Genomic DNA, 23,980 nt, shown 5'->3' with positions numbered 1-23,980 from the left:
GCCGCTACAGAACCTTCAGACCATGTTTCTCAAGATCCTTGATCTTGCGGAACATGGTGCTTCTGTCCATGCGCAGCATTTTGGAAGCCGCCGTCATGTTGCCGGAAAAACGGGCGACGGCCGCGCGCAGCATGCGGCATTCCATTTCCCGCATGATGTCGTGATAGTCCTTGCCCTCGAAGTCGAACTCCGCCGACGCGGGAGCAGGCTCCCGCAGCGAGGACGACGAGCTGATGGGCAGATGGTAGGCCCGCACCACGTTCTTCGGACACGTGACCACGGCTTCCTGCATCATGCTCTTGAGCTCCCGCACGTTGCCCGGCCAGTCGTAGGACAGCAGCAGCGGCTCCACGTCGTCGCCCAGAGTCATCACTCTGTTGTATCTTCTGGAAAACTGCTGAAGGAAAAAATTGGCCAGCGGCATGATGTCTTCCTTTCGCCTGCGCAGCGGAGGAATGTTCAGCACCGCGATTTTCAGCCGGTAGTAGAGATCGCTGCGGAACTCCCCGCGGGCAACGGCCTTTTCCAGATCCTTGTTGGTGGCGGCCACCACGCGCACGTCCACCTTCTTGGGCGTGTTGGCTCCCACACGGACGATGACGCCGTCCTGCAGAAAGCGCAGCAGTCTTGTCTGAAGCGGCAGGGGAAGTTCGCCTATTTCGTCGAAGAACACCGTGCCCCCGGCCGCGGCTTCAATAAAGCCTATGCGGCCGCTGCGGTTCGCGCCGGAAAAGGCTCCGCCCACGTAGCCGAACAGCTCGGATTCGATGAGGTTCGGGGAAATGCTGCCGCAGTCCACCTTGATGAACGGCTTGTCGGCCCTGCGGCTCATGGCGTGTATGCGCTGGGCCATCACGTCCTTGCCCACGCCGGTTTCGCCGAGTATGAGCACGGAGATGTCCGTCTGCGCCATGATGCGCGCCTTGGCCAGAAAGGATTCCATGGCCGAGCTGAAAATAAAATTGCTTCCGTCCTCCACGGTCTGCAGACTGGAATTGTTGATCCGCACCATGGTGTTCAAAAGATCGCGCTGATGCGCCAGCTTGTTTTCCATGTTCACGATGGTGCTGATGTCGCGGATGAAGGTGATGCACATGACCACCTTGCCGTTTCTGTCCAGAATGGGAAAACCGTCGAGAGAAAGATGCTTTCCGTTGGAAAGCGTCTGTATTTTTGAGACAGGGCGGCCGGAACTGATGACTTCGGGATTGACGGCCACGTCGAAAATGCCTTCGGCCACAATGCTCGTCGCCTTGCGTCCCATCATCCATTTCTTGGAAAATCCGCTCAGCTCCTCGTACTTTTTATTGACGAAAAGACATGTGGAATCTGCATCGCTTATCCAGATGCCGTCCTGGAAAACGTCGAAAGCCTGTTCCATATATTCAAGAAGCACGGAATCCATGGATAACCCGAAATAAGGATAAAAATTTCTGCCTGCCCAGTCATTTTGCAATAATTTAATCCTGTTCACAATACTTTCCCAAAAAGGGGAATGCCGTGGCTGGGTACAAAAAAGGCCGCCGCGATAACGCGGCGGCCCCTTATTTACACCGCGTTTTCGTAGCGGCCCCTTGACGAAACATTAATCTTCAGGGATTTCCAGTACTTTGCACGCATTTTTGTACATGATCTTCTCACGCACGTCTTCAGGCAGATCCATGGCGGCATAGTTGGCCAGGCATTCGCCCTGCTCCACGAACGGATGAGCGCTGGCAAACACCACCTTGTCGGCGATCATGGACTTCATGGCGCTGATATAGGTCTCGCACATGGGCGCCACTTCATATTCCGAAATGTCCATGTACACGTTCTTGTTGCGATAGCAGGCGTAAATGGCCTCATGCACGTACGGATAACCGCCGTGGCTCATGACTATCTTGAGCTCGGGGAAGTCGCGGGCCACCACGTCCACGTCACGCGGATCGGTGTAGGTCATCACCGCGCCGGGAACCTGAGGCGGCGGAGCCATGGTGATGAACACCGGCACGTTCAGTTCGCAGCACTTGGCGTAAATGGGATAGTAGCGGGCTTCGCAGGGGCTGATGTGAGCAAGATAGGGATCGGTGGCGATGCCCTTCATGCCGTATTCCTTCACCACCTTTTCCACTTCGCGCACGGCTCCCATGCCCTTGTGCGGATCAATGCCCCAGAAGCCGAGGAACATGTCGGGATAGGCGCGGCAGAATTCCAGCACGCTGCCGTTGTTGTCGGGGAAGCCGTAGGTGGTCTGGCAGTCGCGGCCGGTAATGACGCAGCGCGTCACTCCGCGGGCCTTGAGGTCCGCCACGATCTCGTCGAGAGTCTGCGGCTTCCACTTGTCGAAGCCGCTGGCTTCGCAGCTGGCCTTGAACATGGTGCTGTTCTTGATGCCGTTCAGAATGGCCTCGGTGTGAGGCCGAAAACGAAAGTCGATAATCTTCATCACCAGTCCTCCCTGGTTGAAGGATCATGCATAAAAAGGAGCTACTTAGCGCCTCGTTCCTCGTCCACGATGGCCTGAACGCGCGCGGCGACGCCGGCGGGCAGGGAAACTTCGCCCATGGGGTACTCTCTTCCCAGGAACATGTATTTCTGCGTTCCCAGGCGATGGTAGGGCAGCGCTTCATAGGAAACATTGGCGTAGCCCTTGAGCAGGCGGCCTATGGAACGGGCGGTTTCGTCATCGTCGTTGAAGTCGGGGATGACGGGCGTGCGCACCAGCACGGGCTTGTCGGGGAAGGTTTCCAAAAGCTTCTTCAGGTTGGAGAGAATAAGCTCGTTGCCTCTGCCCGTGGCCCACTTGTGCTTTTCGGAGTCGGTGTGCTTGACGTCGAAAAGGATGTTGTTGAGGAACGGAGCCGCCTCTTCCATGGTTTCCCACGGCACGCAGCCGCAGGTTTCGATGGCCGTCTTGATGCGGCGTCTGCGGGCCTCGCGAAGAAGCGCCAGGGCGAACTTTTTCTGGAACAGCGGCTCGCCGCCGGAAATGGTCATGCCACCGCCGGAACGGGAATAAAAAATGGAATCCTGAGCCACCACGTGAAGCACGTCCTCAACGGTGCGGTTCTTGCCGTACACGATGAGGCTCTGCGCGGGACACGCCGAGGCGCAGGCGATGGTTTCGCAGTCGTTGCAGTGGGTGCAGTCGATGTCGAGCGCGCCGTTGACCGCGCGGATGGAGCCGTAGGGACAGGCGGGAATGCAGAAATTGCACTTGGCCGGAGAAATGCAGCGGGTGGGGTTGAAGGCCATCTGCGGCTGCGGTTTCTGCGATTCGGGATTGCTGCACCAGCGGCAGGCCAGAGGGCAGCCCTTGGTGAACACTATGGTGCGGATGCCCGGACCGTCGTGAACGGAATATTTTTGAATGTTGAACACCAGGCCGGTGACCTTTCTGTCCTCAAACGTACTCATGATAACCTCGCGTGCGGCTGCGAAAAGGGGCGGTCTGCCCTCCGGAAACGCCGCGCCCGGAATCGGACGCGTTCCGATAAAAGAAAACCGGCTCCTCCCCGGCAAGGAGGAGAAGCCGGCGGGGCGTCAGGCCCCTTGTCTACTACAGATCGTCGTGGTCGGTACGAGCGATCAGGTCATTCTGAAGGTCGGGCGACAGGTCCACGAAGTAGGCGCTGTAACCGGCCACGCGAACGATGAGGTTGCGGTACTTCTGCGGATCCTTCTGAGCGGCAAGCAGGGTTTCCTGATTGAGCACGTTGAACTGCAGATGCCACAGCTTGAGGTCGCACCAGGTGCGGATGAACTGCACCAGCTTTTCGGTGCCGGCTTCGCCTTCCACGCTCTTGGGAGTGAACTTGATGTTCAGGAGGCGGGCGGCGCGGTTGCGCAGGCCGTAGTTCTTGGTCTTGTAGTTGGAGAGCAGAATGGCGGTAGGACCATTCACGTCCGCGCCGTGGGAGGCGGAAGAACCGTCGGACAGCGGGAACCATTCGGTGCGGCCGTTGGGCGTGGCGCTCACCACCTTGCCGAAGGGCACGTGGGAGGTGAAGGGCACGTAGCGCACGTCGTTGTTGATGCCCATTTCGGGGGAGTACTTCTGGGCGAATTCCACGCAGATGCGGTCGATGGCCTTGCCGATTTCGTCGGCATAGGGATCATCGTTGCCGTAGCAGGGGCAGCTCTTCACGAGCTGCTGGATGTCTTCGTAGCCCACCCAGTTGTGATCCATGGCTTCCAGAAGCTGATCCATGGTGATGCGCTTTTCTTCAAACACCAGCTTCTTGATGGCGGCCAGGGAGTCGATGACCGTGCCGAAGCCCATGAATTCGAAGTAGCCGAAGTTGGCGCCTTCGGGGATGATGCGGGTGTGCAGGTCGAGGCAGTACTTCATGCACAGATCGTGCAGAGCGGAGCCCATGGGCTGGGCGAAGTGTTCGGCGCGAACCTTGGTGACGATGTACTGCTGGGTGAACGTGGCGCGCAGGAACAGGTCCTGCTGAGCCTTGTAGGCTTCCCACATGTCGTCCCAGGTCTTGAAGGTGCGGGGATCGGGAGTCTTCACGCCGAGCTGCTCGTCGCCGTACTTCTTCATCTTGCCCTGACGCAGAGCCATTTCCAGAGCCGCGGCGAAGTTGGTGTACGCGCCGCCGGAGGTGTAGGTGTCGCGGTTGGGCATACGGGTTTCGGTGCAGCCGGACACGGCGTAGTCCAGAGCTTCTTCAAAGGTGCCGCCCTTGGAGGCGTACAGCGGCACGACTTCTTCGTCGTTGCAGAGCTTGGGGAAGCCGGAGCCGTACTTGATGGTTTCGGCCACGTCCCACAGGTATTCGTCGGGAGAGAGCGAATGCACGCGGGCGGCGAGGTCGGGATAGTGCAGGGGGAATTCACGCTTGGAGCGCAGGAACAGGTGGGTCAGTTCGTTGGTGGCGTCCACGCCGTCCTTGGTCTGTCCTCCGATGGTCACGGCTTCCCAGTGAGCATAGCCTTCGTTGAAGGCGCCGCCCTGAGGAGAAATGTACATGTCGATGAATTCGGCCATGCCGACCCACATGCATTCCAGAAGTTCCATGGCCTTTTCTTCGGTGAGCACGCCGGCTTCCATGTCCTGCTTGTAGTAGGGATAGAAGTACTGGTCCATGCGGCCGTTGGAAATGGTGGTGCCGGTCTTCTGTTCGATGCGGGAGAACATCTGCACGAACCACTGGGACTGCACGGCTTCATAGAAGTTGCTCGCGGGTTCCGCAGGCACCTTTTCAGCGATTTCGGACATTCTCAGAAGTTCGGCCTTGCGCACGGGATCCGTGGTGGCGGCGGCGACTTCACGGGCCTTGGCGGCGTAGCGGCGGGCCCACAGAACGATGGCGTCGCACACGATGACCACGGCTTCCAGGAAGGGACGCTTGTCGGCCTGATCCACGGGGCTCGCGGGATCAAGGGCGGCCAGCTTGGCTTCGGCTTCGGCCCTGATGCCGTTGAAGCCGCGCTTGAGCACCTTCTCGTAGTCGTGCACCCACTGGATGGAAGAACGGAAGGAAGAGGTTTCGTTCACCACGAAGCGGGAGATGAGGCCTTCATCGTCCACGTAGGTGAGCTTGTGCACCCATTCGGGGAGAGCCTTGTTCAGGGCTTCGTGATAGGTCTTGCCCTTCCAGTAGGGAGCGATCTCCTCCATGACGATCTTGGCGTCTTCGGGGCTGATGGTGGCGGGGGACTGCTCGCGGGTGGGCAGGTCGCGCACGGCGATGTCGAGGAAGTCGCCGTCGAGTTCAGGATACAGGATGCCGTAACGGCCGATCTTGGAACCGGCGCGGCCGAGCAGCAGCTGACCGTCTTCGACTTCCACGGTCATGTTCTTGGCGATGTGCATGAGCGCCTTGGCCCAGCGGAGCACGAGGGGCTGCCCTTCGGTTTCCTTCATGGACTGGGTGAAGTACAGGGCGCGTTCCACGTCGATGACGGGGGTCTGTCCTTCAAACTTGGCGATGAGGTCGAACACGCGGGCATGCGTGTCATAGTACTTGTCCTTTTTGCCCTTCTGTTCGTCAAAGATGCGCTGTTCCTGCGGGGAATGGCATTCACAGGCTTCGGGGTTGAGCATTTCAATGGCACTCATGTGAACTCCTTGAAGGTTCGTTTCGGACCGTGCCTTTCGGGCGCAGGCTCCGGGAGCATAGGGCTCCTGAAATAGGTGAGGAGGGAGACTCCTTCCCGGGATTTTCCCGGGAAGGTCCTTAGGTTGCCGGGTTTGCCGGGACTATCCCGCTCCGCCGACCAGGCAGAGAGGAATGGCCGGGATGTAGGTGATGAGCAGCAGCACGACGATCATCAGGGCGATCATGGGCAGGCTGGCCTTGGCGATCTGCTCGATGCGGGTTCCGGAAATGCCGCTCGCCACGAAGAGGTTGACGCCCACGGGCGGGGTGAGGAAGCCGATGGCCAGGTTCACCACCATGATGATGCCGAAGTGCAGGGGCGACACGCCCACGCCGGTCACGATGGGCAGGAGGATGGGCACCAGGATGACGATGGCGGCCAGAGCTTCCATGAACACGCCCACGATGAGCAGCAGCACGTTGATGATGAGCAGGATGGCGAACTTGCTGCTGGTGAATCCGAGGATGGCGCGGGCGATGGTGCCGGGCACGTCTTCAATGGTCATGATGTTGCCGAACAGGGTGGCCATGGCCATAAGCACGATGATGACGGCCGAGGTTTCGCAGGCTTCCACGCAGCAGGCGCACACCTTGCGGAAATCCAGTTCGCGGTAGATGAACACGCCCACGATGAGGCCATAGAAGGAGGCCACGGCCGCGGCTTCGGTGGGGGTCATGAGGCCGCCGTAGATGCCGCCGAGCACGATGACGGGAACAAGCAGAGCCCACTTGGCGTCCCACACGGCGCGGGTCACGGTGCCCACGGTGCGGGTGCGTGCGGAACCGCGCCAGTTGTTCTTGCGGGCGGCGTAGTAGGAATAGCCCATGAGCACGGCGCCGGTGAGCACGCCGGGAACGATGCCGCCGATGAACAGGTCGCCGATGGAGACCTGCGCGGCAATGCCGTACACCACGAACGGGTTGCTGGGAGGAATCATGACGCCGATGGCGCCTGCGGCCGCCACAATGGCCGCCGCAAAGGTTTTGCTGTAGCCGCGTTCTTCCATGGCGGGAATGGTCAGGGCGCCGATGGCCGCCACGGTGGCGGGGCCGGAGCCGCTGATGGCGCCGAAGAACATGCAGGTGGCCACGGTGGTCAGCGCCATGCCGCCGTACATGCCGCCCACGAGTTCGTCGGCGAGTCCGAGCAGGCGCTGGGAAAGTCCGCCCGCGCCCATGAACACGCCGGCGGCGATGAAGAACGGAATGGCCATGGTGGGGAAGCTGTCCAGCGAGGTGAAGGACACCTGGGCCAGATATTCGATGGGCAGCGTATCGGCACAGAGAATGGTGGTCAGCGCGGACATGCCGAGGCCGATGGCGATGGGCACGCCGGTGACGCAGAAGATGAGGAAGTAGCCGAACAGGGCGGGAACGGGATCAATGTATTCGGCGAGCACGCAGGGCAGCATGACCACCACGGCGACGACCGCGCCGATGAGCGAATCCAGAATGCCCGTGACCTTGATCTGCTTGATCATGGACTGCACGAGTCTGAGACTCATGAGACCGAAGCCGAGAGGCAGAATGAGATAGGGAATGAGGAACGGAATGCGCATGGCCGCCGTATGCTGGGGGAAGCGCTGGAGACGTTCGATCTGGCCCCATCCGTAATAGGTGATGGTAAGGGTGAGCATGAGGAAGATGAGTTCCACAAAGATCCAGCTGATGCGCTGGAGACGCGGAGGCAGCATCTGATAAACGAAGTCGATTCGGATGGAGCTGCGCTTGCGTATGGCCACGCTCACGGCAATGTAGGAGATCCAGATGAAGATGTAGCGGGAAATTTCTTCGGTCCATACCGCAGCGCCGGCGCGTTCGACGAGGGGCGTGATGAAATAGCGGTAGATGACCTGCCAGGTGATGAAGAAAATGATGGCAAGAAGGCCTGAAACCAGAAAAATATTTTCAAAGTTCTCGTCAAGCCAGTGCAGAATGCCGGAAGATTTTTTCGTGTCGGTGCTCATGGATTTCAAGCCTCAGAGATAAGGATGAAGCGGGCGGAGATCTCTCCGCCCGCAGGCGGCATTACTTCTGGGTGTCAGCAATGAGCTTCAACAGATTGGGATCGATTTCCTTGGAGAACTGATCGCGCACGGGCTGGGTGAGCTTGTAGAATTCGGCTCTTTCAGCATCGGTGAGCATGTGGATCTTGATGCCCTTGTCGCGGAAGGCCTGCCAGGCCTTTTCTTCGAGCTTCACGGTTTCGGCGCGTTCCCAGTCGGTGGCTTCACGGGCGGCTTCCATGATGATCTTCTGCTGTTCGGGGGTGAGGCTGTCCCACTTGGCCTTGTTCATGAGCAGAATGTGCATGGAGTAGTTGTGCTCGGAGTTCATGGCATACTTCAGAACTTCGGTATGCTTGGAGTCGTTGAGCAGGGAGAAGGTGTTGCCTTCGGCGTCCACGGTGCCCTGCTGCAGGGCGGTGTAGGTTTCGCCCCAGGCCACGGGGGCGGGGTTCATGCCGAGTTCGGTGGCCACGGCCACTTCAACGGGGGAGTCGGTGGTGCGCACCTTGAGGTTCATGAGGCTCTTCACGGTGTCCAGAGGCTTGGTGGAGCTCACGAAGTTGCGGTAGCCGTATTCGCTGAACATGATGGTCTTGAGACCGCACTTTTCAGCAACCTTGTCCAGAGCCTTGCCCAGTTCGCCTTCGTCAAGAGCCTTGTACAGGTTCTGCTGATACTTGGGAGAGGTCACGTAGGGAAGGTCGATGGCCATGTAGTCCTTGGAAAAACTGGCCAGGTTGGGAGTGGAGCTCGAAGACATGTCGAGGGTGCCGGCCTGCGCGGCTTCGGTGGTCACGCGGTCGGAACCGAGCTGACAGTTGGGGAATATCTGAATTCTGATCTTGCCGCCCGATTTCTCTTTGACCAGGGCTGCGAACTTTTCGTAACCGACGGTGACGTTGTTGCCCGGAGCCATGGGATGACCGAGGCGCAGGGTGAGGGGACGTGCAGCTTCAGCAGGAGCGTAGGCGCCCATCAGACCGATAACGGCGACACCGCAAAGCAACGTACGAAAAAGTTTCATAGCTTCTCCTTCACAGTTTTATACGATTAGCCGGGCATCCGGCATATTCCCTGGAACGAAGTCTTCGATTTGAACCTTTTGGTGCAATCTCATTTCTAAATAGGGTTCGAGGCTGCACACTTTTTCCAATAAGCAAGAATCGTGCCAATGGTCACATTTTTGAGCTCTAAAAATTTTATTGTTTAAATACAAATAGTTGTTAGTTGTTCGAGTATTATCCACAAAAACGCCCGCACCCTGCATTTTTTTCACTGAAATTCATAAATATATAAATTTTTCAATATATTATCTTAATTTGTGATTTTTATAATTTTGCTATTGTATTATTCTATTTTGCATAATATGCATACTTGCATATTATTTTCTGTATACATCGCTTTATTACCTAAAATTATTATATTTTTATTTATGCAGTCTTGCATGTGAGCTTTTATTCATTATGCTGAAATGCATATGCAGGCGTTTTGACGACGCTCTTCTTCAGGCGTGGAAGACAAAACGCTCTTCCCGGGACGTCGGCGACAAGGTCCGACAAAAAAAGAGAACCCTTGAAAAAAGCGCATTTTCCGTCCCGACTTTTCCCCGATCACGGGCTTCTTGCCTTGATTTTTAAGCTTGTATAAAATATAACAAGTCTTTCTTCAAAAGGTTCGCCGGGTTGAAAACACGTCTTTTTTCCTCCTCCTCAGCATCGCTTCCGGCGGACGCTCCTCATCAGGGCGCCCGCCGGAAGCTTGCGCGCGTAAACTTTAACAACGTGCCCTTCCGTCGGCATGTGAATGTTCAACATGCCGTATTTACTTCACTTCGCTTTTAAAACCACGGAATGCTCCCGGAAAATCGACTTGTGAAGAGCTCGCGGATCCGCGTAATTATCTTGCAATTACCGACTATATTCTGATAAAGTGTCTGCCGATAGTTTTCTTTCGGCGTCATGAACCTTATTCTCTGGAGGTTTTCCCACCATGGCTCTCAATATTCTCATCATCGGCGGCGTCGCCCTCGGCCCGAAGGCCGCCGCTCGCGCCAAGCGTCTCATGCCCGACAGCAACGTCACCATGATCGATCAGGGCACCTACATTTCCTACGGCGGCTGCGGCATCCCCTACTTCGTGGGCGGCGACGTTCCCCAGATGAACGGTCTGCGCACCACCAACGCCGGCGTCGTCCGCGACGAAGCCTTCTTTAAGGAACTCAAGGGCGTCAACGCGATCTGCCACACGCGTGCCCTTTCCATCAACCGCAAGGAAAAGACCGTCACCGTCGAAAACACCCAGACCGGCGAAAAGAGCGACATGCCCTACGACAAGCTGGTCATCGCCACGGGCAGCAGCCCCCGCATTCCTCCCATTCCGGGCGCGGATCTGAAGAACGTCACCTCCGTCACCTGCCTTGAAGCCGCCAAGGCCATTCAGGAACAGTGCGCCGCCCGCAAGATCAATCACGCCGTCATCATCGGCGCGGGCTTCATCGGTCTGGAAATGGCCGTGGCTCTGGCCGACATGTGGGGCATCAAGGTGACCGTCATTGAAATGGTCGATCACGTGCTGCCCGCCCAGCTGTGCTACAACTTCAGCCAGATGGCCAAGCACGACCTCGAAGATCTGGGCATCACCGTGCTCACCGGCGAAGCCGTGAAGGAACTCAAGGGCAAGGACGGCGCCGTGTGCGAAGTGGTGACCAACAAGCGCACCATTGAAGCCGACGAAGTCATCTTCTCCATCGGCGTGACGCCCAACTCCAAGATCGCTTCCGACGCCGGCATTGCCTGCCATCCGCGAGGCGGCATCCTGGTGAACACCCACATGCAGACCTCCGATCCCGACATCTACGCCGGCGGCGACGTGGTGGTGGTCCGCAACCTCATTTCCGGCGACCTCTCCTATCTGCCCCTCGGCTCCATGGCCAACAGACAGGGCCGCGTCATCGGCACCAACCTGGCCGGCGGTCAGGCCACCTTTGAAGGCGTGGTCGGCTCCTGGTGCGTGAAGCTGAACAAGATGTACGCTTCCGGCGCCGGTCTCACCCTGCATCAGGCCCGCACGGCCGGCTTCGACGCCATCGAAGTCAGCATGGAAGGCTCCGACAAGGCCCACTTCTATCCCGGCCACACCAACACCAGCATCAACGTGGTGGTGGACAAGCAGACCCGCCGCGTGCTCGGCATTCAGGGCATGAGCACCGACGGCTCCGCCGTGAAGGCCCGCACCGACGCCGTGGCCGCCATGCTTCAGGTCTCCCGTCCCACGCTGAACGATCTCTCCAACCTCGAAGTCTGCTACGCGCCGCCCTTCGCCTCCGCCATGGACGTCATCAACGCCGCGGGCAACGTGGCCGACAACGTGGTGAACGGCTATCATCACATGATCACCCCCGACGAATTCGTCGATCTGTGGGATCATCGCGACGAAAACAACTACCTCTTCGTGGACATCCGTCCCGCCAAGGCCGGCAAGCCCATCGAGGAACGTCATCCCGGTCAGTACCTCTCCCTGCCGCTGGAAGAATTCAACGCCCGCGCCAAGAAGGAAATTCCCACCGACCGCCCCGTGGCCCTCGTGTGCAACACCGGCACCCGCGCCTACGAAGCTCAGCTCAAGCTGCGCGAAATGGGCATTGAAACCGTGAACTCCGCCGGCGGCCACACCGCTCTGCGCAAGCGCGGCGACGAAGACAAGTTCTAACCGTCGCACCGGCATGCGCCGGACTGCGACGCGCGGGGCGTTCCGACATGTTCAAAACGCCCCGCCTCGTCCGCCCTTTCGGCGGGAGAGACCGCTCTGCTGCGGTCTCTCCCGCCGTTTTTTCTTTGCCGCAGGCATCTTGCATGGCCCGTCCGTCTGTAGCATAGTGAAAAAAAGGGGCTTTTATGGCAGCAGATCTTTTTTCCCGTCCGTTTTTCCGCGCGTACCGGCTTCTCTGGAAGCTCGCGCGGCCGCTGCTCAGGCGCAGCTCACGCCTCTCCGACGGGTGGAAGGAACGACTGGCCCCGGACGACTGGCTCCCCCCGGAATACGCCTCCGCAGGCGGCCATGCCGTCGATCTCTGGCTTCAGGCCGCGTCGGGCGGCGAAGCCCGCCTTGCCGTGGCCGTCTGCGAACAGTTTTCTCCCTCTTCCCCGCTTCGAGTGCTCATCACCACCTGGACCAGGCAGGGCCGCGACGTTGCAGAACGGGCTCTCGAAAATCTGAAAAAAAGTCATCCCGCGCTTCGCGTCGTCGTGCGCTTTGCGCCTTTCGACGATCCCGACATCGTGCGCCGCGCGCTGTCCGTCGCTTCGCCGCGCATGGTGGCGCTTCTGGAAACCGAGCTGTGGCCCGGACTGCTGGCCGCCTGCCGGGAAAAACGCATTCCCGTGCAGGTGTTCAACGGACGCATCAACAGTTCCACGGCGCATTTCGGCCGTCTGTTCTCCTCGCTCATGGCGGAAATTTCGCCCGTCGCCGTACACGCCATTTCCCGCTACGACGAAAAGGCCTTCAGCCGCATCTTCCCCTGCACGGTGGACAGAATGCCCAACATCAAGTTCGATCTTGCCTCCCGCGCTCTGGACGCGCCGCTTCCCGCCCACAATCACTGCTTCAGCGTGAGCGGCCCGGTGTTTCTGTTCGCCTCCGTGCGTCAGTGCGAGGAAACGCGCATTCCCGGGCAGCTCGCGCGCCTGTACAAGACCGTTCCCAACGCGGCCGTGGTCGTCGTGCCCCGGCATCTGCACCGCGTGGCCGCATGGAAGAGCGTGCTGGAAGATCTCGCGCTCATGCCCGTGCTGGTTTCGGAAATGCCCGCGGGTCGCTGCCTGCCGCGCAGGCACGTGCTCGTGTGGGACCGCTTCGGCGATCTGCCCAGGCTCTACGCCGCGGCGCGCGCCGTGTTTGTGGGAGGCAGCTTCGGTCAGGGCGGACAAAACTTTCTGGAAGCCCTCTCAGCCGGACGCATTCCCTGCATCGGCCCTTCGGCGCACAACTTTCTCTGGGCCATGGGAAACGGAGAGCCTTCCATGCCGTCTCTGGAGCAGGCGGGACTGCTTCGGGTTGCGCATCATCCGAAGGAAGTCATCGACATCATGCTCGAACAGGCCTCCGCCACCCGAGACAGGATGTCCGTACGCACGCGCTTCCGGGAATGGCTCGAGCCTCGCCTCGGCGGCGCGTCGACCACGGCGCAGAACATAGAAAAAGCGCTGAACGCGGACTGACCCCGCCACCCGCGTCCTATTGCGCAAGGCGAGGCAACGCCACGGCAACGGACAGAACAACGCCGACCTTTCGCGCCGAGCACATCACTGTTCCGCGCGCCTTTGCGTCCGAACAGGCTTGAAGCCCGCATCTTCCGTCGGACGGCAGGACTTAGAAAACCACAACTTCCCCTTTTCTTTCCGGCCCTCGCAGGCTATGCTCCGGAAAGCTTGCGCGCCGACAGCGCCGGACTCCGCCGACGCCCGCCGACCGCAACGGTTCGGGAACACGGCCGTTTTCGCCGTCCCGCTTTTCTGGAGACAGGCATGAACATTCTCGTCATCGGCGGGGCCGGATATATCGGCAGCTGCACCAGCAAGGCTCTGGCCGAAGCCGGCCACCGCGTCACCGTGTACGACAATCTTTCCACAGGTCACAGGGATCTCGTCAAATGGGGCCCGCTTTTCGAGGGCGACATTCTCGACGGCGAGAGCCTGCGCGCGTGTCTGCGCAAAACGCGTCCCGACGGCATTCTCCATTTCGCCGCCTTCTCTCTGGTGGGAGAATCCGTGCAAAATCCCGGCAAGTACTTCCGCAACAACGTGGGCGGGACCCTGAGCATTCTTGAAGCCATGCGCGACACGGGCGTCCGCAACATCGTGGTGTCCAGCTCGGCGGCAGTGTACGGCACGCCGAAAACCATGCCCATCACCGAAGACGCGCCCGCTTCGCCCATCAATCCCTACGGGGAAACCAAACTGTTCATGGAACAGATGCTGGCCGACTTTGCCCGCGCCCACGGCATCTGCTGGACGGCGCTGCGCTACTTCAACGCGGCGGGTGGCGATCCCGACGGCGAGACCGGCGAGCGTCACGCGCCGGAAACCCATCTCATTCCTCGCGCTCTCATGGCTGCGGACGGCTGCCTCCCCGACTTCTGCGTCATGGGCGACGACTACCCCACCCCGGACGGCACCTGCATACGAGACTACATTCACGTGAGCGATCTGGCCTCGGCCCACATCAGCGCCGCAGCGCGCCTGCTTCAGGAAAAGGACGGATCGGGCCTTTCCCTGAACCTCGGCACCGGAACCGGCCTTTCCGTGAGGCAGATTCTCAACGCCGTGGAACAGACGACCGGACTGCCCCTGCACTGCGCCACGGGCCCCCGCCGGGCGGGAGACCCGCCGAGTCTCGTAGCCGACGCCTCGCGCGCGCTCAGCGTTCTCGGCTGGAAGCCGGAGCACTCCAACGTTCAGGACATCATCCGCGACGCCTGGAACTGGTACTGCATCGACAAAGCAAAAAAACACTGAATCCCGCAGATTCGGGCGGACGCCGGACATCCGGCGTCCGCCCTTCCTTTTTCGCGGCAGAGCCGCGCTTTCTCGCAAGGGACGCCCTCGCCGGCATGACCGGATGCTCCGCAACGCCCGAAAAATTTTCACGACGACGTCGCAAACAATATCGGGCGCAGGGGCTTTTTCATCCCCAGAAAACGGCCGCCTCTGCAAAACGCGCCCTCTTTCGCACGCTGCTGCAACACGGCGCACGAATTTTTCCCGCACAACGCCCTCTGGACAGGACAAGCCCCCCGGACATATATTATTCCTGCGGACTGATCCGCGGAATTTTTCATAAGGATAGCCCCATGCGAATCTTCCTTGTTCCCGTCGCTCTCTGCATGCTTCTGAGCGGCTGTTTTGCCAATCCTTTCGGAACGCCCGACGCTCCCGAAACTCCCATACCCGAAACTCCGCTTTCCCCCGTGCCCCAGTTCATTTCCATGAACAACGCCGGCGCGCAGGCCTCCATCGACGACCCCGCCTTCGGCGGCCTTGTGGACGTCATGGTGGAAGGCTCGTTCACCTCAGCCTCCGGCCGCGACTGCCGCCGCGCCGTGGTCAGCCAGCCTCCGCATGAAGCGGAAATCGTCGTCCTCTGCCGTCAGGGCGAAGGATGGGAGCTCATGCCCCGCGTCTGGGGCAACGGTCTTGACTGAGCAGGCCCGTCGTCGGACGATCCCCCGTTCAGCCGAACTTTCAGCATGAAATTTTCCAGCCTTCGGGCAGGTGACTATGTTGCGTCTTTTTCTTGCTTCTCTCGTCATGATGCTTGCCTTCTCCTCGCCGCTTCACGCGGCTGATTCCGCAAGCACCGCCACCGCCACCGCCACGGCTACAGCCACGGCCTCGGCTTCTTCCACCACGCCCTCCACTCAGGAGCCGCATCCCTTCGGCAGCAACCTCTTTCAGGGCAACTTTTCCTCCGGCGGCTCCGCAGCCACCATTCAGAGCGGCGACCGCATTCTCGTCCGCCTGTGGGGCGGCCGCACCCTCGACGACGTGTTCACCGTCTCCCAGAACGGTTCGCTGGATCTGCCCGAAATAGGCAGCATTCCGCTCTTCGGCCTGCCCCGCGGCGACGCCGCCCAGATTCAGCAGTCCATTGTCAGCAAGCTGAACGTTTCCGGCATCAACGACGTACAGGTGTACGCCCGTCCGCTGGACACCCAGAACGTTTCCGTGTTCGTCACGGGATTCGTCAATCATCCCGGCAGCTATCAGGGCACGGCGTCCGACAACATCCTCTCCTTCCTCGACAAGGCGGGAGGCATCGACTCCCGGCGGGGCAGCTATCGCGACATCCGCGTGCTGAGAAATCAGCAGCAGCTGGCCACGGCGGATCTGTATCCCTTCATCCTGCGCGGACAGATTCCTTCCATCCGCTTCAATGACGGAGACACCATCGTGGTGGGCGAAAAAGGCCCCACCGTCTCCGCCAGCGGCGAAGTGCGCAACGCCGCCCGCTTTGAATTTGAAAAGGGAAAAATGACCGGCGAAGCCCTGGTTCAACTCGCCGATCCCAATTCCAGGGCCTCCCACGTGAGCATTTCCGGCTTCCGCAACGGCGTGCCCTACAATCAGTATCTGTCGCTCAAGGAATTCAACAAGCTCAAGCTTGAAAACGACGATCAGGTGCGCTTTCAGGCCGACACCGCCGGCAACACCATCATGGTGGAAGCGCAGGGCGCCATTCTCGGCTCGTCGCGCTTCCCCGTGCGCCGCAACGCCCGCCTCAAGGAAGTGCTGAGCTACATTTCCGTGGATCCCGACCGGGCCAATCTCTCCGGCCTGTACATCAAGCGCCTGAGCACCGCCAAACAGCAGAAAAAGGCCATTGAAGACGCCCTGAACCGCCTGGAACACAACGCCTACACGGCCACCTCCTCCAGCAACGACGAAGCGCAGATACGCGCCAAGGAAGCCGAAATGCTCTCAAGCTTCATCAACCGCGCGCGCAAGGTGGAGCCGGAAGGCATCGTGGTGGTGGGCAGCGGCGGCAAGATTGCCGACATCGCCCTGGAAGACGGCGACGTCATCGTCATTCCCGAAAAGACCGACGTCGTCATGATAAGCGGCGAAGTCATCATGCCGCAGGCCGTGGTGTGGAACGAAGACCGCGACATGGACGACTACATCAAGAGCGCGGGCGGATTCAGCAACCGCGCAGACTCGAAAAACCTTCTCGTGGTGCATCCCGACGGCGAAGTCACGCCGAGAGCCAAGAGCGTGCAGCCCGGCGATCAGATTCTCGTGCTGCCCCGCGTCGATTCCAAGAACATGCAGGCCGTCAAGGAAGTTTCCGAAATCCTCTATCAGGTGGCCGTGGCCTGCAAGGTCATTCTCGATCTGTAGTCTGCACACCCGCAGAACGAACGCCGAGCAGATCCGCGCGAGCGTTTAAAGTCTCAAGGCCCTGCACTTGCAACAAGAAGGTCAGGGCCTTGAGACTTTTTTATTCATGTTCGCGGACAGACGTCCCCCTTCGGAGCAGAGCTTCGGAAAACCTTCCCGGCAGGACGCTAATCTTCCTCGCCGCGCAGCTCTCGACACATGTCCACAAACCAGCGATCCAGCCGCTTGCGCTCCCGACGACAGCTGCGACGGATACGCGTCATCATGTCCATGCCGCGGGGCAGCCTTCCGGTCCGGCGCTGAAATTCCTCTCTGAGCATCGGAATGTGCCAGATTTCCAACGGCTCAAAAAACTCGATGCCCTTTTCGTCAAAAAGACGCAGCATTTCCTTCCACTGCCAACTCGGCGGACATGGCTTCATCTCCGTCAGCGGAATACCTTCCACCCAGCTGTCCGGCACGGAAGCGAGCCGAATATGCTTCTCATCCCAGTCGCGGAAATAAAAACGATTGATGCGTTCCGCCTCATCCGGACGACGAGCCAGCTCGACACAGTGATACCATGCGATCTTCAGCTGATAAGGCAACAGATCCGCCGCCGTAAAATGCAGTATGGCCCCCTTTTCCAGCGGGCATTTCGTCACGTTGTTCCTAGAGTCGGAGCCCGGAGTACGTGGCATATGAAGAAATCCTCCATAGGGAGGAAGATCGGGAGCGTCACGAACAATGATGCCCCGGTAAATGCGATGGAACTTGCTGTAATCTCCATCGCGGTAAAGACGCGTACTGCCCCAGAGCGTAAGCCAGCGCAACGACAACTTGTGTCCCGGCTTCAGCTCTTCCATGAGCTGACGGCCGTAGCGGCGGAACGGCGCAGTAAGCACCTCATCGGCGTCCAGACACAGAAAATGCGTGGCTCCGCGACGACGAGCCTCATCCACCAAAGTCTGTCGAATCACCTTTTCCTTGCCCTGCGAAAAGCCCGAAAGTTCCCCCTGCGTTTCCAGTACAATGCCGCCCTTGTCCCTCACAATGTCGCCGGAGTGATCGGAAGAGTGATCATCCATGCCAACAACCATGTCGGCCACCCCGCGAAGAGATTCCATGCAACAAGGCAACATTCTAGATTCATTGCGAAAAGGAATAAGTGCCGCAACTTTCATGGTGGCCATAAACAATCTCCCGCGAGTTTTCAAAGATTATACCATACCCCTCCCACAAAGCCAAGGCGACGCAGGCTCTCCTTTTGACTCACGAGGGAAACACGGATATAAAAGAGAACTGGTCAACGATTCCACACGACCCTTCGGAGCAGGTATGTCCTCAGATAGATTTTCTCTCTTCCCCGGTCAGTCCGTCAGCGAGGATGTGCTTCGCGCGGCTGCCGCCGTGCGCTTTCTCGTGCTCGACGTCGACGGCGTATGCACCGACGGCAAGCTGTACTTTCAGGAAAACGGCCACCCGCTGAAATGCTTCCACGCACAGGACGGCATAGGCATCAAGACGGCCCTTCTGGCGGGCATCGGCGTCGGCATCATCACCGGCAGAAACGATCCCTGCGTGCTCGCCAGAATGTCGCAGCTCGGCGTGAAGGACTACTACGCGGGCTTTGAATCCAAACTGCCGAAGCTCGAAGCCATCCGCCGCAAGTACGGTCTCAGAAAGGAAGAAATGGCCTATCTCGGCGACGACTGGATAGACCTTGATCCCATGCGCAGCGTGGGCATGCCCATGGCCGTGGCCAACGCCGTGGCGCAGGTGAAGAAGGAAGCCAGATACGTCACCGCCGCCCGAGGCGGCGAAGGCGCCGTGCGCGAAGCCGTTGAATTTCTGCTTGCCGCCCGCAGGGACGGAAAAAATCCCGCAGACCTCTGGACGAAGGCCACAGGACCGGCCAAAATATGAACGATTCTCTGCGCAGAACCCTTGTGCTCGTCGTGCTCGGCGCCGTCGTGTGGGGCGGCTGGTACGGCTGGCAGAGCTGGAAGACCCGTCAGACGCTGGAAGCCATGGAAAACGTGGTCCGCTCGGCCGATCTGAACAAGCTGCTGTCTGACCCTCCGGAAGAAGTGAAGAACGCCGTGGATCTTGCCGTGCGCGGCATTCTTCTCTCCCAGGGCCACGAAGGCCGCAAGAGCTTTGATCTCAATGCCGACTGGGCCACCCTGAATCAGGATTCCGGAGCCATCACCGTGCGCGATCCCGACATTCACTACATGCTGGAAGGCGCGGAAAATCAGCCGGAACGCATCATTCACGCCGTGTCCGAAGTAGGACGCGTGGAGGACGGCAATCAGAAAATCTCCATGTCCGGCAGCGTGAAGGCCACCTACGAGGAAAACGTGCTCACCGGCAATCTGGCCGTGTTTCTCAACTCCGACCGCACGCTCACCTTCCCCGAAGGGGCCGTGCTCGACGGGCCCACGCTTTCCGGTACGGCCACCCGTCTTGTCTGGGATCTCAACACCAATATTCTCACGGGCGACCAGGGCGTGCGCATGCGCTGGACGCCTTCCGACTCCGCGCCCGCCGACGGAGCCGCCGCGAACGCCGATACTTCATCCGATGCCGCGCCGAAGGCCGCGCAGGAGGAAAGCCATTCATGAAAAAACTTCTTCTCTCCCTTTTTGTCCTGGCGCTCTGCACGACCGGCGCTCTGGCCGCGCCCCTGCCCGGAGGCGACAGCAATCTGCCCGTGGACGTCACCGCCGACAACATGGTCTATAACGCGGACAAGAACACCGTCGTCTTTCAGGGACGCGTGGAAGCCGTGCGCGGCGAGTTCAAGATGTGGTCGGAAACCCTGACCCTCTACCTCAAATCCCGCGGCAACGCCGGTCAGGAAAACAAGAAATCCACCACCTCGGCCATGGAAGGCAGCGATCTCGACCGCATCGTTGCAGAACGCAACGTGCGCTTCCAGAACGGCACGCAGACGGGTTCCGCGCAGAAGGCCACCTACTATTCCGCCAAAAATCTGCTCGTACTCGAAGGCAATCCCATTCTGCACGACGGCGACAACTCCATCCGCGGCAACGTCATCCGCTACTTCGTCGATGAGAACCGCAGCGTGGTGGAAGGCAGCCCCAAGCAGCGCGTTCACGCCGTGTTCTCCTCCAACGACAAAAAGGGCAAGTAGCATGAGTTCCACGCTTTCCGCTCAGCACCTGTGCAAGCGCTACGGTCAGAAGGAAGTGGTTCACGAAGTCTCCGTCGCCATGCAGCAGGGAGAAATCGTCGGCCTTCTCGGCCCCAACGGCGCAGGCAAGACCACGTCGTTCTACATGATCACCGGCATCATCAAGCCCACCGCTGGGCAGGTGATGCTCGACGGGCAGGAAATCAGCACCTGGCCGCTGTACCGCCGCGCCCGGGTGGGTCTCTCCTATCTGCCGCAGGAAAGCTCCGTCTTCCGCAGACTCACGGTGCGGCAGAACCTGCAGATCATTCTCGAACACACCGGCCTTTCCCGCGCCGACCAGAAAAAACGCGCCGATCAGCTCATGGAGGAATTCGGCCTCACCAGACTGGAAAAGTCCTACGCCTCCTATCTTTCCGGCGGCGAACGCCGTCGTCTGGAAATCGCCCGCTGCCTGATCCGCGATCCGCTCTTCGTTCTGCTCGACGAACCCTTTGCCGGCATTGATCCGCTGGCCGTGGGCGACATTCAGGTGCTCATCCGCGGCCTCAAGGAACGCGGCATAGGCGTGCTCATTTCCGACCACAACGTGCGCGAAACCCTTTCCATCTGCGACAGGGCCTATCTCATGTTCCAGGGCAACATCATTCTTTCCGGCACGCCCGACGAAATCGTGAACAACGAGCGCGCCAGAGAAGTCTATCTCGGCTCGGACTTCCATCTCGGCTGAGCCGAAGCGCTGCGCGCCGCCGTCATCAAAAGAGCGGAGCGGACACTGTCCGCTCCGCTCTTTTTCTGTTCTCTTCCGCAAGTCTTAAAAAACGGCCTGCGTTTTCCGAAATTCCCGCGTCCGGAAGCGCGCCGTCCGCAAATAGATCTATGTTTTTTCCTTGTCCCCGTCGAAGCAGCGGACGTACGCTTCATAGCAGGCCGCGATGAGAGAATCCGGCGGCAGTTTCAGATGCCCGAGACGCGGCGGCCGGGGCGGCGGGGGGAGCTTCGGCGGCTGCGTAATGTCCACGCGGCGCAGGGATTCCTTGCCCATGAGCAGATGCAGCTCCACCTTGTGGAAATAGTCCTCGTTCATGAAGGCGTTCACGCGCTCCAGAATTTCCGGCGCGGCATAGGAGAGTTCCTGCATGGCGCAGGAATCGTCGCCGCCGACAAGCAGTATGCCGTTGCGATGCCCCAGCGGATGCGCCAGCGCGGCGATGTCCGGCCCCATGACGACTTCCCAGTTCTTCCACAGCTGCGTGAGCATGTAGTGCTGCGGCTTCATGCCGTGCGCGGAGAGCCAGCCTTCCAGCCCGTCGCTGAGCGCCGAGGTTTTGCCGCTGCGTCTGGCGAGATCGAATCCCGCAAAACGACCGTGATGCTTTCTCCTTTCCATGCGGCAACGCTACCAGACTTCCGAAAAAACGAGAAGTCCCCGCCGCAGTGAGCGCACGGGGGCTTCATCAAAGGGAAAACGGCGTCTGTCCGCCTTCATGCATCACACAAAAGCCGCTCTGCGGCTCAGCCTTTGCCGACCGCCCCCGAACGGGACGGCAGAAAACAAGGCGCGATGCTCAAGGCTGGCGACAGGCTGCCGAATCATTTGCCGAGAATGGCCGCCAGATCGGCTTCCGGCGTGGAAATGGGACGAATGCCGAATTCCTTCACCAGAAAGTCCAGTACGGCGGGCGACACGAAGGCCGGCAGCGAGGGGCCGAGATAAATGTTCTTCACGCCCAGGTACAGCAGCGTGAGCAGAATGGCCACGGCCTTCTGTTCGTACCAGGAAAGCACGAGCGTAAGCGGCAGATCGTTCACGCCGCAGTTGAAGGCTCCGGCCAGCGCGAGGGCCACCTGAATGGCTCCATAGGCATCGTTGCACTGTCCCATATCCAGAAGACGGGGAATGCCGCCGATGTTGCCGAGATCGAGATCGTTGAAGCGGAACTTGCCGCAGGCCAGGGTAAGCACCACGGTGTCGGCGGGGGTCTGCTTCACGAATTCCGTGTAGTAGTTGCGGCCGGGTCTGGCACCGTCGCAGCCGCCCACGAGGAAGAAATGACGGATGGCTCCGGCCTTCACGGCCTCCACGATGGTTCCGGCGTGGGAGAGCACGGCTTCGCTGCCGAAGCCCGTGGTCATGGTTTCGCCGCCGTTGATGCCGGGGAAACACTTGTCTTCCGCATAGCCGCCGAGCTCAAGCGCCCTGGCGATGACGGGCGAAAAGTCCTTGTTTTCATCGATGTTCACCATGCCGGGGAAACGGACCACGCCCGTGGTGAACACGCGGTCGGCATAGCCTTCCTTCACGGGCATGATGCAGTTGGTGGTGAAGAGTACGGGCGCGGGAACGCCGTCGAATTCCTTCTGCTGGTTCTGCCAGGCCGTGCCGAAATGGCCCTTGAAGTGCGCGTACTTCTTGAGTTCGGGATAGGCGTGGGCGGGAAGCATTTCGCCGTGGGTGTACACGTTCACGCCCTTGCCCTCGGTCTGACGCAGCAGCAGCGCCAGATCGTGCAGGTCGTGACCGGTGACGATGATGAAGGGGCCCCTTTCCACCGTGCGGGAAACGGCAACGGGTTCGGGCGTGCCGTAGGTTCTGTTGGCGTCGTTCAGAAGCTCCATGCAGGCAAGATTGACCTTGCCCGCTTCAAGCACGGCGTCGAGCAGGGTTTCCTTGCCGGCGTCGGCCGCAAGCAGCGCCAGGCCGCGGTAGAGGAAGCCGGTCACTTCCTCGCGGCTTCTGCCGAGCACGCGCGCATGGCTCGCGTAGGCCGCAATGCCCTTCATGCCGAAAAGCAGCAGCGACTTCAGGCTGCGCACGTCTTCCGACGCCGTCCACAGTCTGTTCATGTCCCAGGCGTCGGCCACGCCGCTTTCCTCGCGTATCTTGCGCACCTTCTCCACCAGCGCGGCCAGAGAAAGATCGTCGAAATTCACATTGGTGAGCGTGGTGAACAGGGCGTTTTCCACCAGCGTGTCCAGCTCGGGCGTGCGGGTGAATCCCTCCCCGCCGGCAAGAGCCACAAGCTCGCCGACCAGCATATCCTGAAGCATGGCGGTTCCGGGCTTCTTGCCGCACACGCCGCTTTTGGTGCAGCCCTTGCCGCCCGCCGTCTGCTCACACTGAAAACAGAACATTTCGCTCATAGCCTTCCCTCCACAATAGTATTCATGCAACAACGTGCAGACAGAGTTTCAAGTCTCCTGAAGTTAAGAGTCTTTCCGCTCAAAAACTGTGCTTGCAGTCACACTGTGTCATGTTTTCCCGTCAGGTTCAGCTATTTTTCCGTCCGGCCTTTTCTTCCCGCGTCCAGGCCGTGTACGGCAGTCGCGAAAGCTCCACATTGAGATAGCGGGAAACCTTGCTCACTTCCTCGCCCAGCCATTCCGGTCGGACAAAGGGCTGATCTTCCGACTCCAGCTCGATTTCCGCCACCACGAGCCCCGCATTGGCTCCCAGAAATTCGTCCACCTCCCACACGCTGTCTTCGCAGGTGAAGGTATGACGCAGCTTTTCAATGATTTCGCCGGGATCCAGACCATCCAGCAGCGCCTGAGCCTCGTCGAGCGGGATGTCGTACTCGAACTCGTTCCGCGCAATACCCTTGCCGCGGTACTTGATGGTCAATATGCCCCGCTCGCCCGCCACGCGCACCCGCACCGTGCGATCCTGCGTGCGGGCAATGTATCCCTGCCTGAACAGTTCCGTGGAGCCTTTGCCGCGCCAGCCGTCGCTCTTCACCAGAAATTTGCGTTCTATTTCCTGCTGTTTCATGGCTCTCCCGCCTTTCGCCGCCGACGCTCTCAGGCGCCGGACCAGCGATCCCTTCCTCAGGGAGGTGATAA

General features: G+C 59.8%; 19 protein-coding genes. 9 read left to right on the top strand and 10 right to left on the bottom strand.

Features of this window, described 5'->3' with window-relative positions; all coding sequences use genetic code 11:
- Positions 1-4: 4 nt before the first annotated feature.
- The 6 genes from ABGT79_RS07445 to ABGT79_RS07420 all read right to left on the bottom strand — a co-directional run bounded on the left by ABGT79_RS07445 (position 5) and on the right by ABGT79_RS07420 (position 9,125).
- Positions 5-1,405, bottom strand: coding sequence for a sigma 54-interacting transcriptional regulator (locus ABGT79_RS07445; protein ID WP_346665670.1), 1,401 nt, complete (start codon positions 1,403-1,405; stop codon positions 5-7).
- Positions 1,406-1,585: 180 nt separating this feature from the next.
- Positions 1,586-2,425, bottom strand: coding sequence for an amidohydrolase family protein (locus tag ABGT79_RS07440; protein WP_346665669.1), 840 nt, complete (start codon positions 2,423-2,425; stop codon positions 1,586-1,588).
- A gap of 41 nt (positions 2,426-2,466) precedes the next feature.
- Positions 2,467-3,396: a glycyl-radical enzyme activating protein gene (locus ABGT79_RS07435; RefSeq protein WP_346665668.1), complete on the bottom strand. Its 930-nt coding sequence runs from the start codon at positions 3,394-3,396 to the stop codon at positions 2,467-2,469.
- Between the two features lie 142 nt (positions 3,397-3,538).
- Positions 3,539-6,052, bottom strand: coding sequence for a pyruvate formate lyase family protein (locus ABGT79_RS07430; RefSeq protein WP_346665667.1), 2,514 nt, complete (start codon positions 6,050-6,052; stop codon positions 3,539-3,541).
- A gap of 141 nt (positions 6,053-6,193) precedes the next feature.
- A complete protein-coding gene (locus ABGT79_RS07425) occupies positions 6,194-8,059 on the bottom strand; it encodes a TRAP transporter large permease subunit (protein WP_346665666.1) in 1,866 nt (621 codons plus the stop codon).
- 61 nt (positions 8,060-8,120) lie between these two features.
- Positions 8,121-9,125, bottom strand: coding sequence for a TRAP transporter substrate-binding protein (locus tag ABGT79_RS07420; protein ID WP_346665665.1), 1,005 nt, complete (start codon positions 9,123-9,125; stop codon positions 8,121-8,123).
- 965 nt (positions 9,126-10,090) lie between these two features.
- On the opposite strand from ABGT79_RS07420, the gene ABGT79_RS07415 reads away from it, so the two are divergent.
- From ABGT79_RS07415 to ABGT79_RS07395, 5 genes are all read left to right on the top strand, one after another.
- Complete coding sequence (locus tag ABGT79_RS07415; protein ID WP_346665664.1) at positions 10,091-11,809, top strand: FAD-dependent oxidoreductase; 1,719 nt, start codon at positions 10,091-10,093, stop codon at positions 11,807-11,809.
- A 185-nt stretch (positions 11,810-11,994) separates the two neighbouring features.
- The gene (locus tag ABGT79_RS07410) at positions 11,995-13,320 is read left to right on the top strand and encodes a glycosyltransferase N-terminal domain-containing protein (protein WP_346665663.1); all 1,326 of its coding nucleotides are present in this window, start codon (positions 11,995-11,997) and stop codon (positions 13,318-13,320) included.
- A 306-nt stretch (positions 13,321-13,626) separates the two neighbouring features.
- A complete protein-coding gene (galE, locus tag ABGT79_RS07405) occupies positions 13,627-14,616 on the top strand; it encodes a UDP-glucose 4-epimerase GalE (RefSeq protein WP_346665662.1) in 990 nt (329 codons plus the stop codon).
- A gap of 335 nt (positions 14,617-14,951) precedes the next feature.
- Complete coding sequence (locus ABGT79_RS07400) at positions 14,952-15,302, top strand: DVU3141 family protein (RefSeq protein WP_346665661.1); 351 nt, start codon at positions 14,952-14,954, stop codon at positions 15,300-15,302.
- Between the two features lie 76 nt (positions 15,303-15,378).
- Entirely contained in the window at positions 15,379-16,998 is a 1,620-nt protein-coding gene (locus ABGT79_RS07395; RefSeq protein WP_346665660.1) for a polysaccharide biosynthesis/export family protein, read from the top strand.
- A gap of 167 nt (positions 16,999-17,165) precedes the next feature.
- On the opposite strand, the gene ABGT79_RS07390 is transcribed toward ABGT79_RS07395, so the two are convergent.
- On the bottom strand, positions 17,166-18,104 hold the full coding sequence (locus ABGT79_RS07390; RefSeq protein WP_346665659.1) for a hypothetical protein: 939 nt from the start codon (positions 18,102-18,104) through the stop codon (positions 17,166-17,168).
- A gap of 211 nt (positions 18,105-18,315) precedes the next feature.
- Between ABGT79_RS07390 and ABGT79_RS07385 the strand changes: the two genes are divergently transcribed.
- The 4 genes from ABGT79_RS07385 to lptB are packed head-to-tail and all read left to right on the top strand — an operon-like array spanning position 18,316 to position 20,867.
- Positions 18,316-18,903, top strand: a complete 588-nt coding sequence (locus ABGT79_RS07385; protein WP_346665658.1) for an HAD hydrolase family protein — start codon at positions 18,316-18,318, stop codon at positions 18,901-18,903.
- Positions 18,900-19,604 (top strand): LPS export ABC transporter periplasmic protein LptC, encoded by a 705-nt coding sequence (gene lptC / locus ABGT79_RS07380; protein WP_346665657.1) that lies wholly within the window; start codon positions 18,900-18,902, stop codon positions 19,602-19,604. The genes ABGT79_RS07385 and lptC overlap by 4 nt, the downstream gene beginning before the upstream one ends.
- Positions 19,601-20,137, top strand: coding sequence for a lipopolysaccharide transport periplasmic protein LptA (lptA, locus tag ABGT79_RS07375; protein WP_346665656.1), 537 nt, complete (start codon positions 19,601-19,603; stop codon positions 20,135-20,137). The genes lptC and lptA overlap by 4 nt, the downstream gene beginning before the upstream one ends.
- A gap of 1 nt (position 20,138) precedes the next feature.
- Complete coding sequence (lptB, locus tag ABGT79_RS07370; RefSeq protein WP_294485694.1) at positions 20,139-20,867, top strand: LPS export ABC transporter ATP-binding protein; 729 nt, start codon at positions 20,139-20,141, stop codon at positions 20,865-20,867.
- A 147-nt stretch (positions 20,868-21,014) separates the two neighbouring features.
- Here lptB and ABGT79_RS07365 read toward each other — a convergent pair whose 3' ends face one another.
- The 3 genes from ABGT79_RS07365 to ABGT79_RS07355 all read right to left on the bottom strand — a co-directional run bounded on the left by ABGT79_RS07365 (position 21,015) and on the right by ABGT79_RS07355 (position 23,909).
- Entirely contained in the window at positions 21,015-21,527 is a 513-nt protein-coding gene (locus ABGT79_RS07365) for a DUF721 domain-containing protein (RefSeq protein ID WP_346665655.1), read from the bottom strand.
- Positions 21,528-21,730: 203 nt separating this feature from the next.
- Entirely contained in the window at positions 21,731-23,272 is a 1,542-nt protein-coding gene (hcp, locus tag ABGT79_RS07360) for a hydroxylamine reductase (RefSeq protein WP_346666658.1), read from the bottom strand.
- A gap of 136 nt (positions 23,273-23,408) precedes the next feature.
- Positions 23,409-23,909 carry a CYTH domain-containing protein gene (locus tag ABGT79_RS07355; protein WP_346665654.1) on the bottom strand — a complete coding sequence of 167 codons (501 nt, stop codon included), beginning with the start codon at positions 23,907-23,909 and terminating at the stop codon, positions 23,409-23,411.
- Positions 23,910-23,980 lie beyond the last annotated feature (71 nt).

It is taken from the genome of uncultured Mailhella sp., from assembly GCF_963931295.1.
GTDB lineage: Bacteria > Desulfobacterota > Desulfovibrionia > Desulfovibrionales > Desulfovibrionaceae > Mailhella.
The sequence above is the reverse complement of the archived record's forward strand: the minus strand, read 5'-3'. Positions and strand labels throughout refer to the sequence as shown.

Bases quoted from the DNA above. Each gene is read 5' to 3' on its own strand.
- ABGT79_RS07410 (WP_346665663.1), top strand. From the start codon at position 11,995: ATGGCAGCAGATCTTTTTTCCCGTCCGTTTTTCCGCGCGTACCGGCTT.
- ABGT79_RS07430 (WP_346665667.1), bottom strand. From the start codon at position 6,052: ATGAGTGCCATTGAAATGCTCAACCCCGAAGCCTGTGAATGCCATTCC.
- ABGT79_RS07385 (WP_346665658.1), top strand. From the start codon at position 18,316: ATGTCCTCAGATAGATTTTCTCTCTTCCCCGGTCAGTCCGTCAGCGAG.
- ABGT79_RS07445 (WP_346665670.1), bottom strand. From the start codon at position 1,405: ATGGATTCCGTGCTTCTTGAATATATGGAACAGGCTTTCGACGTTTTC.
- galE (WP_346665662.1), top strand. From the start codon at position 13,627: ATGAACATTCTCGTCATCGGCGGGGCCGGATATATCGGCAGCTGCACC.
- ABGT79_RS07440 (WP_346665669.1), bottom strand. From the start codon at position 2,425: ATGAAGATTATCGACTTTCGTTTTCGGCCTCACACCGAGGCCATTCTG.
- ABGT79_RS07395 (WP_346665660.1), top strand. From the start codon at position 15,379: ATGTTGCGTCTTTTTCTTGCTTCTCTCGTCATGATGCTTGCCTTCTCC.
- ABGT79_RS07355 (WP_346665654.1), bottom strand. From the start codon at position 23,909: ATGAAACAGCAGGAAATAGAACGCAAATTTCTGGTGAAGAGCGACGGC.
- hcp (WP_346666658.1), bottom strand. From the start codon at position 23,272: ATGTTCTGTTTTCAGTGTGAGCAGACGGCGGGCGGCAAGGGCTGCACC.
- ABGT79_RS07400 (WP_346665661.1), top strand. From the start codon at position 14,952: ATGCGAATCTTCCTTGTTCCCGTCGCTCTCTGCATGCTTCTGAGCGGC.
- lptB (WP_294485694.1), top strand. From the start codon at position 20,139: ATGAGTTCCACGCTTTCCGCTCAGCACCTGTGCAAGCGCTACGGTCAG.
- ABGT79_RS07365 (WP_346665655.1), bottom strand. From the start codon at position 21,527: ATGGAAAGGAGAAAGCATCACGGTCGTTTTGCGGGATTCGATCTCGCC.
- ABGT79_RS07435 (WP_346665668.1), bottom strand. From the start codon at position 3,396: ATGAGTACGTTTGAGGACAGAAAGGTCACCGGCCTGGTGTTCAACATT.
- ABGT79_RS07425 (WP_346665666.1), bottom strand. From the start codon at position 8,059: ATGAGCACCGACACGAAAAAATCTTCCGGCATTCTGCACTGGCTTGAC.
- ABGT79_RS07415 (WP_346665664.1), top strand. From the start codon at position 10,091: ATGGCTCTCAATATTCTCATCATCGGCGGCGTCGCCCTCGGCCCGAAG.
- ABGT79_RS07390 (WP_346665659.1), bottom strand. From the start codon at position 18,104: ATGGAATCTCTTCGCGGGGTGGCCGACATGGTTGTTGGCATGGATGAT.
- lptC (WP_346665657.1), top strand. From the start codon at position 18,900: ATGAACGATTCTCTGCGCAGAACCCTTGTGCTCGTCGTGCTCGGCGCC.
- ABGT79_RS07420 (WP_346665665.1), bottom strand. From the start codon at position 9,125: ATGAAACTTTTTCGTACGTTGCTTTGCGGTGTCGCCGTTATCGGTCTG.
- lptA (WP_346665656.1), top strand. From the start codon at position 19,601: ATGAAAAAACTTCTTCTCTCCCTTTTTGTCCTGGCGCTCTGCACGACC.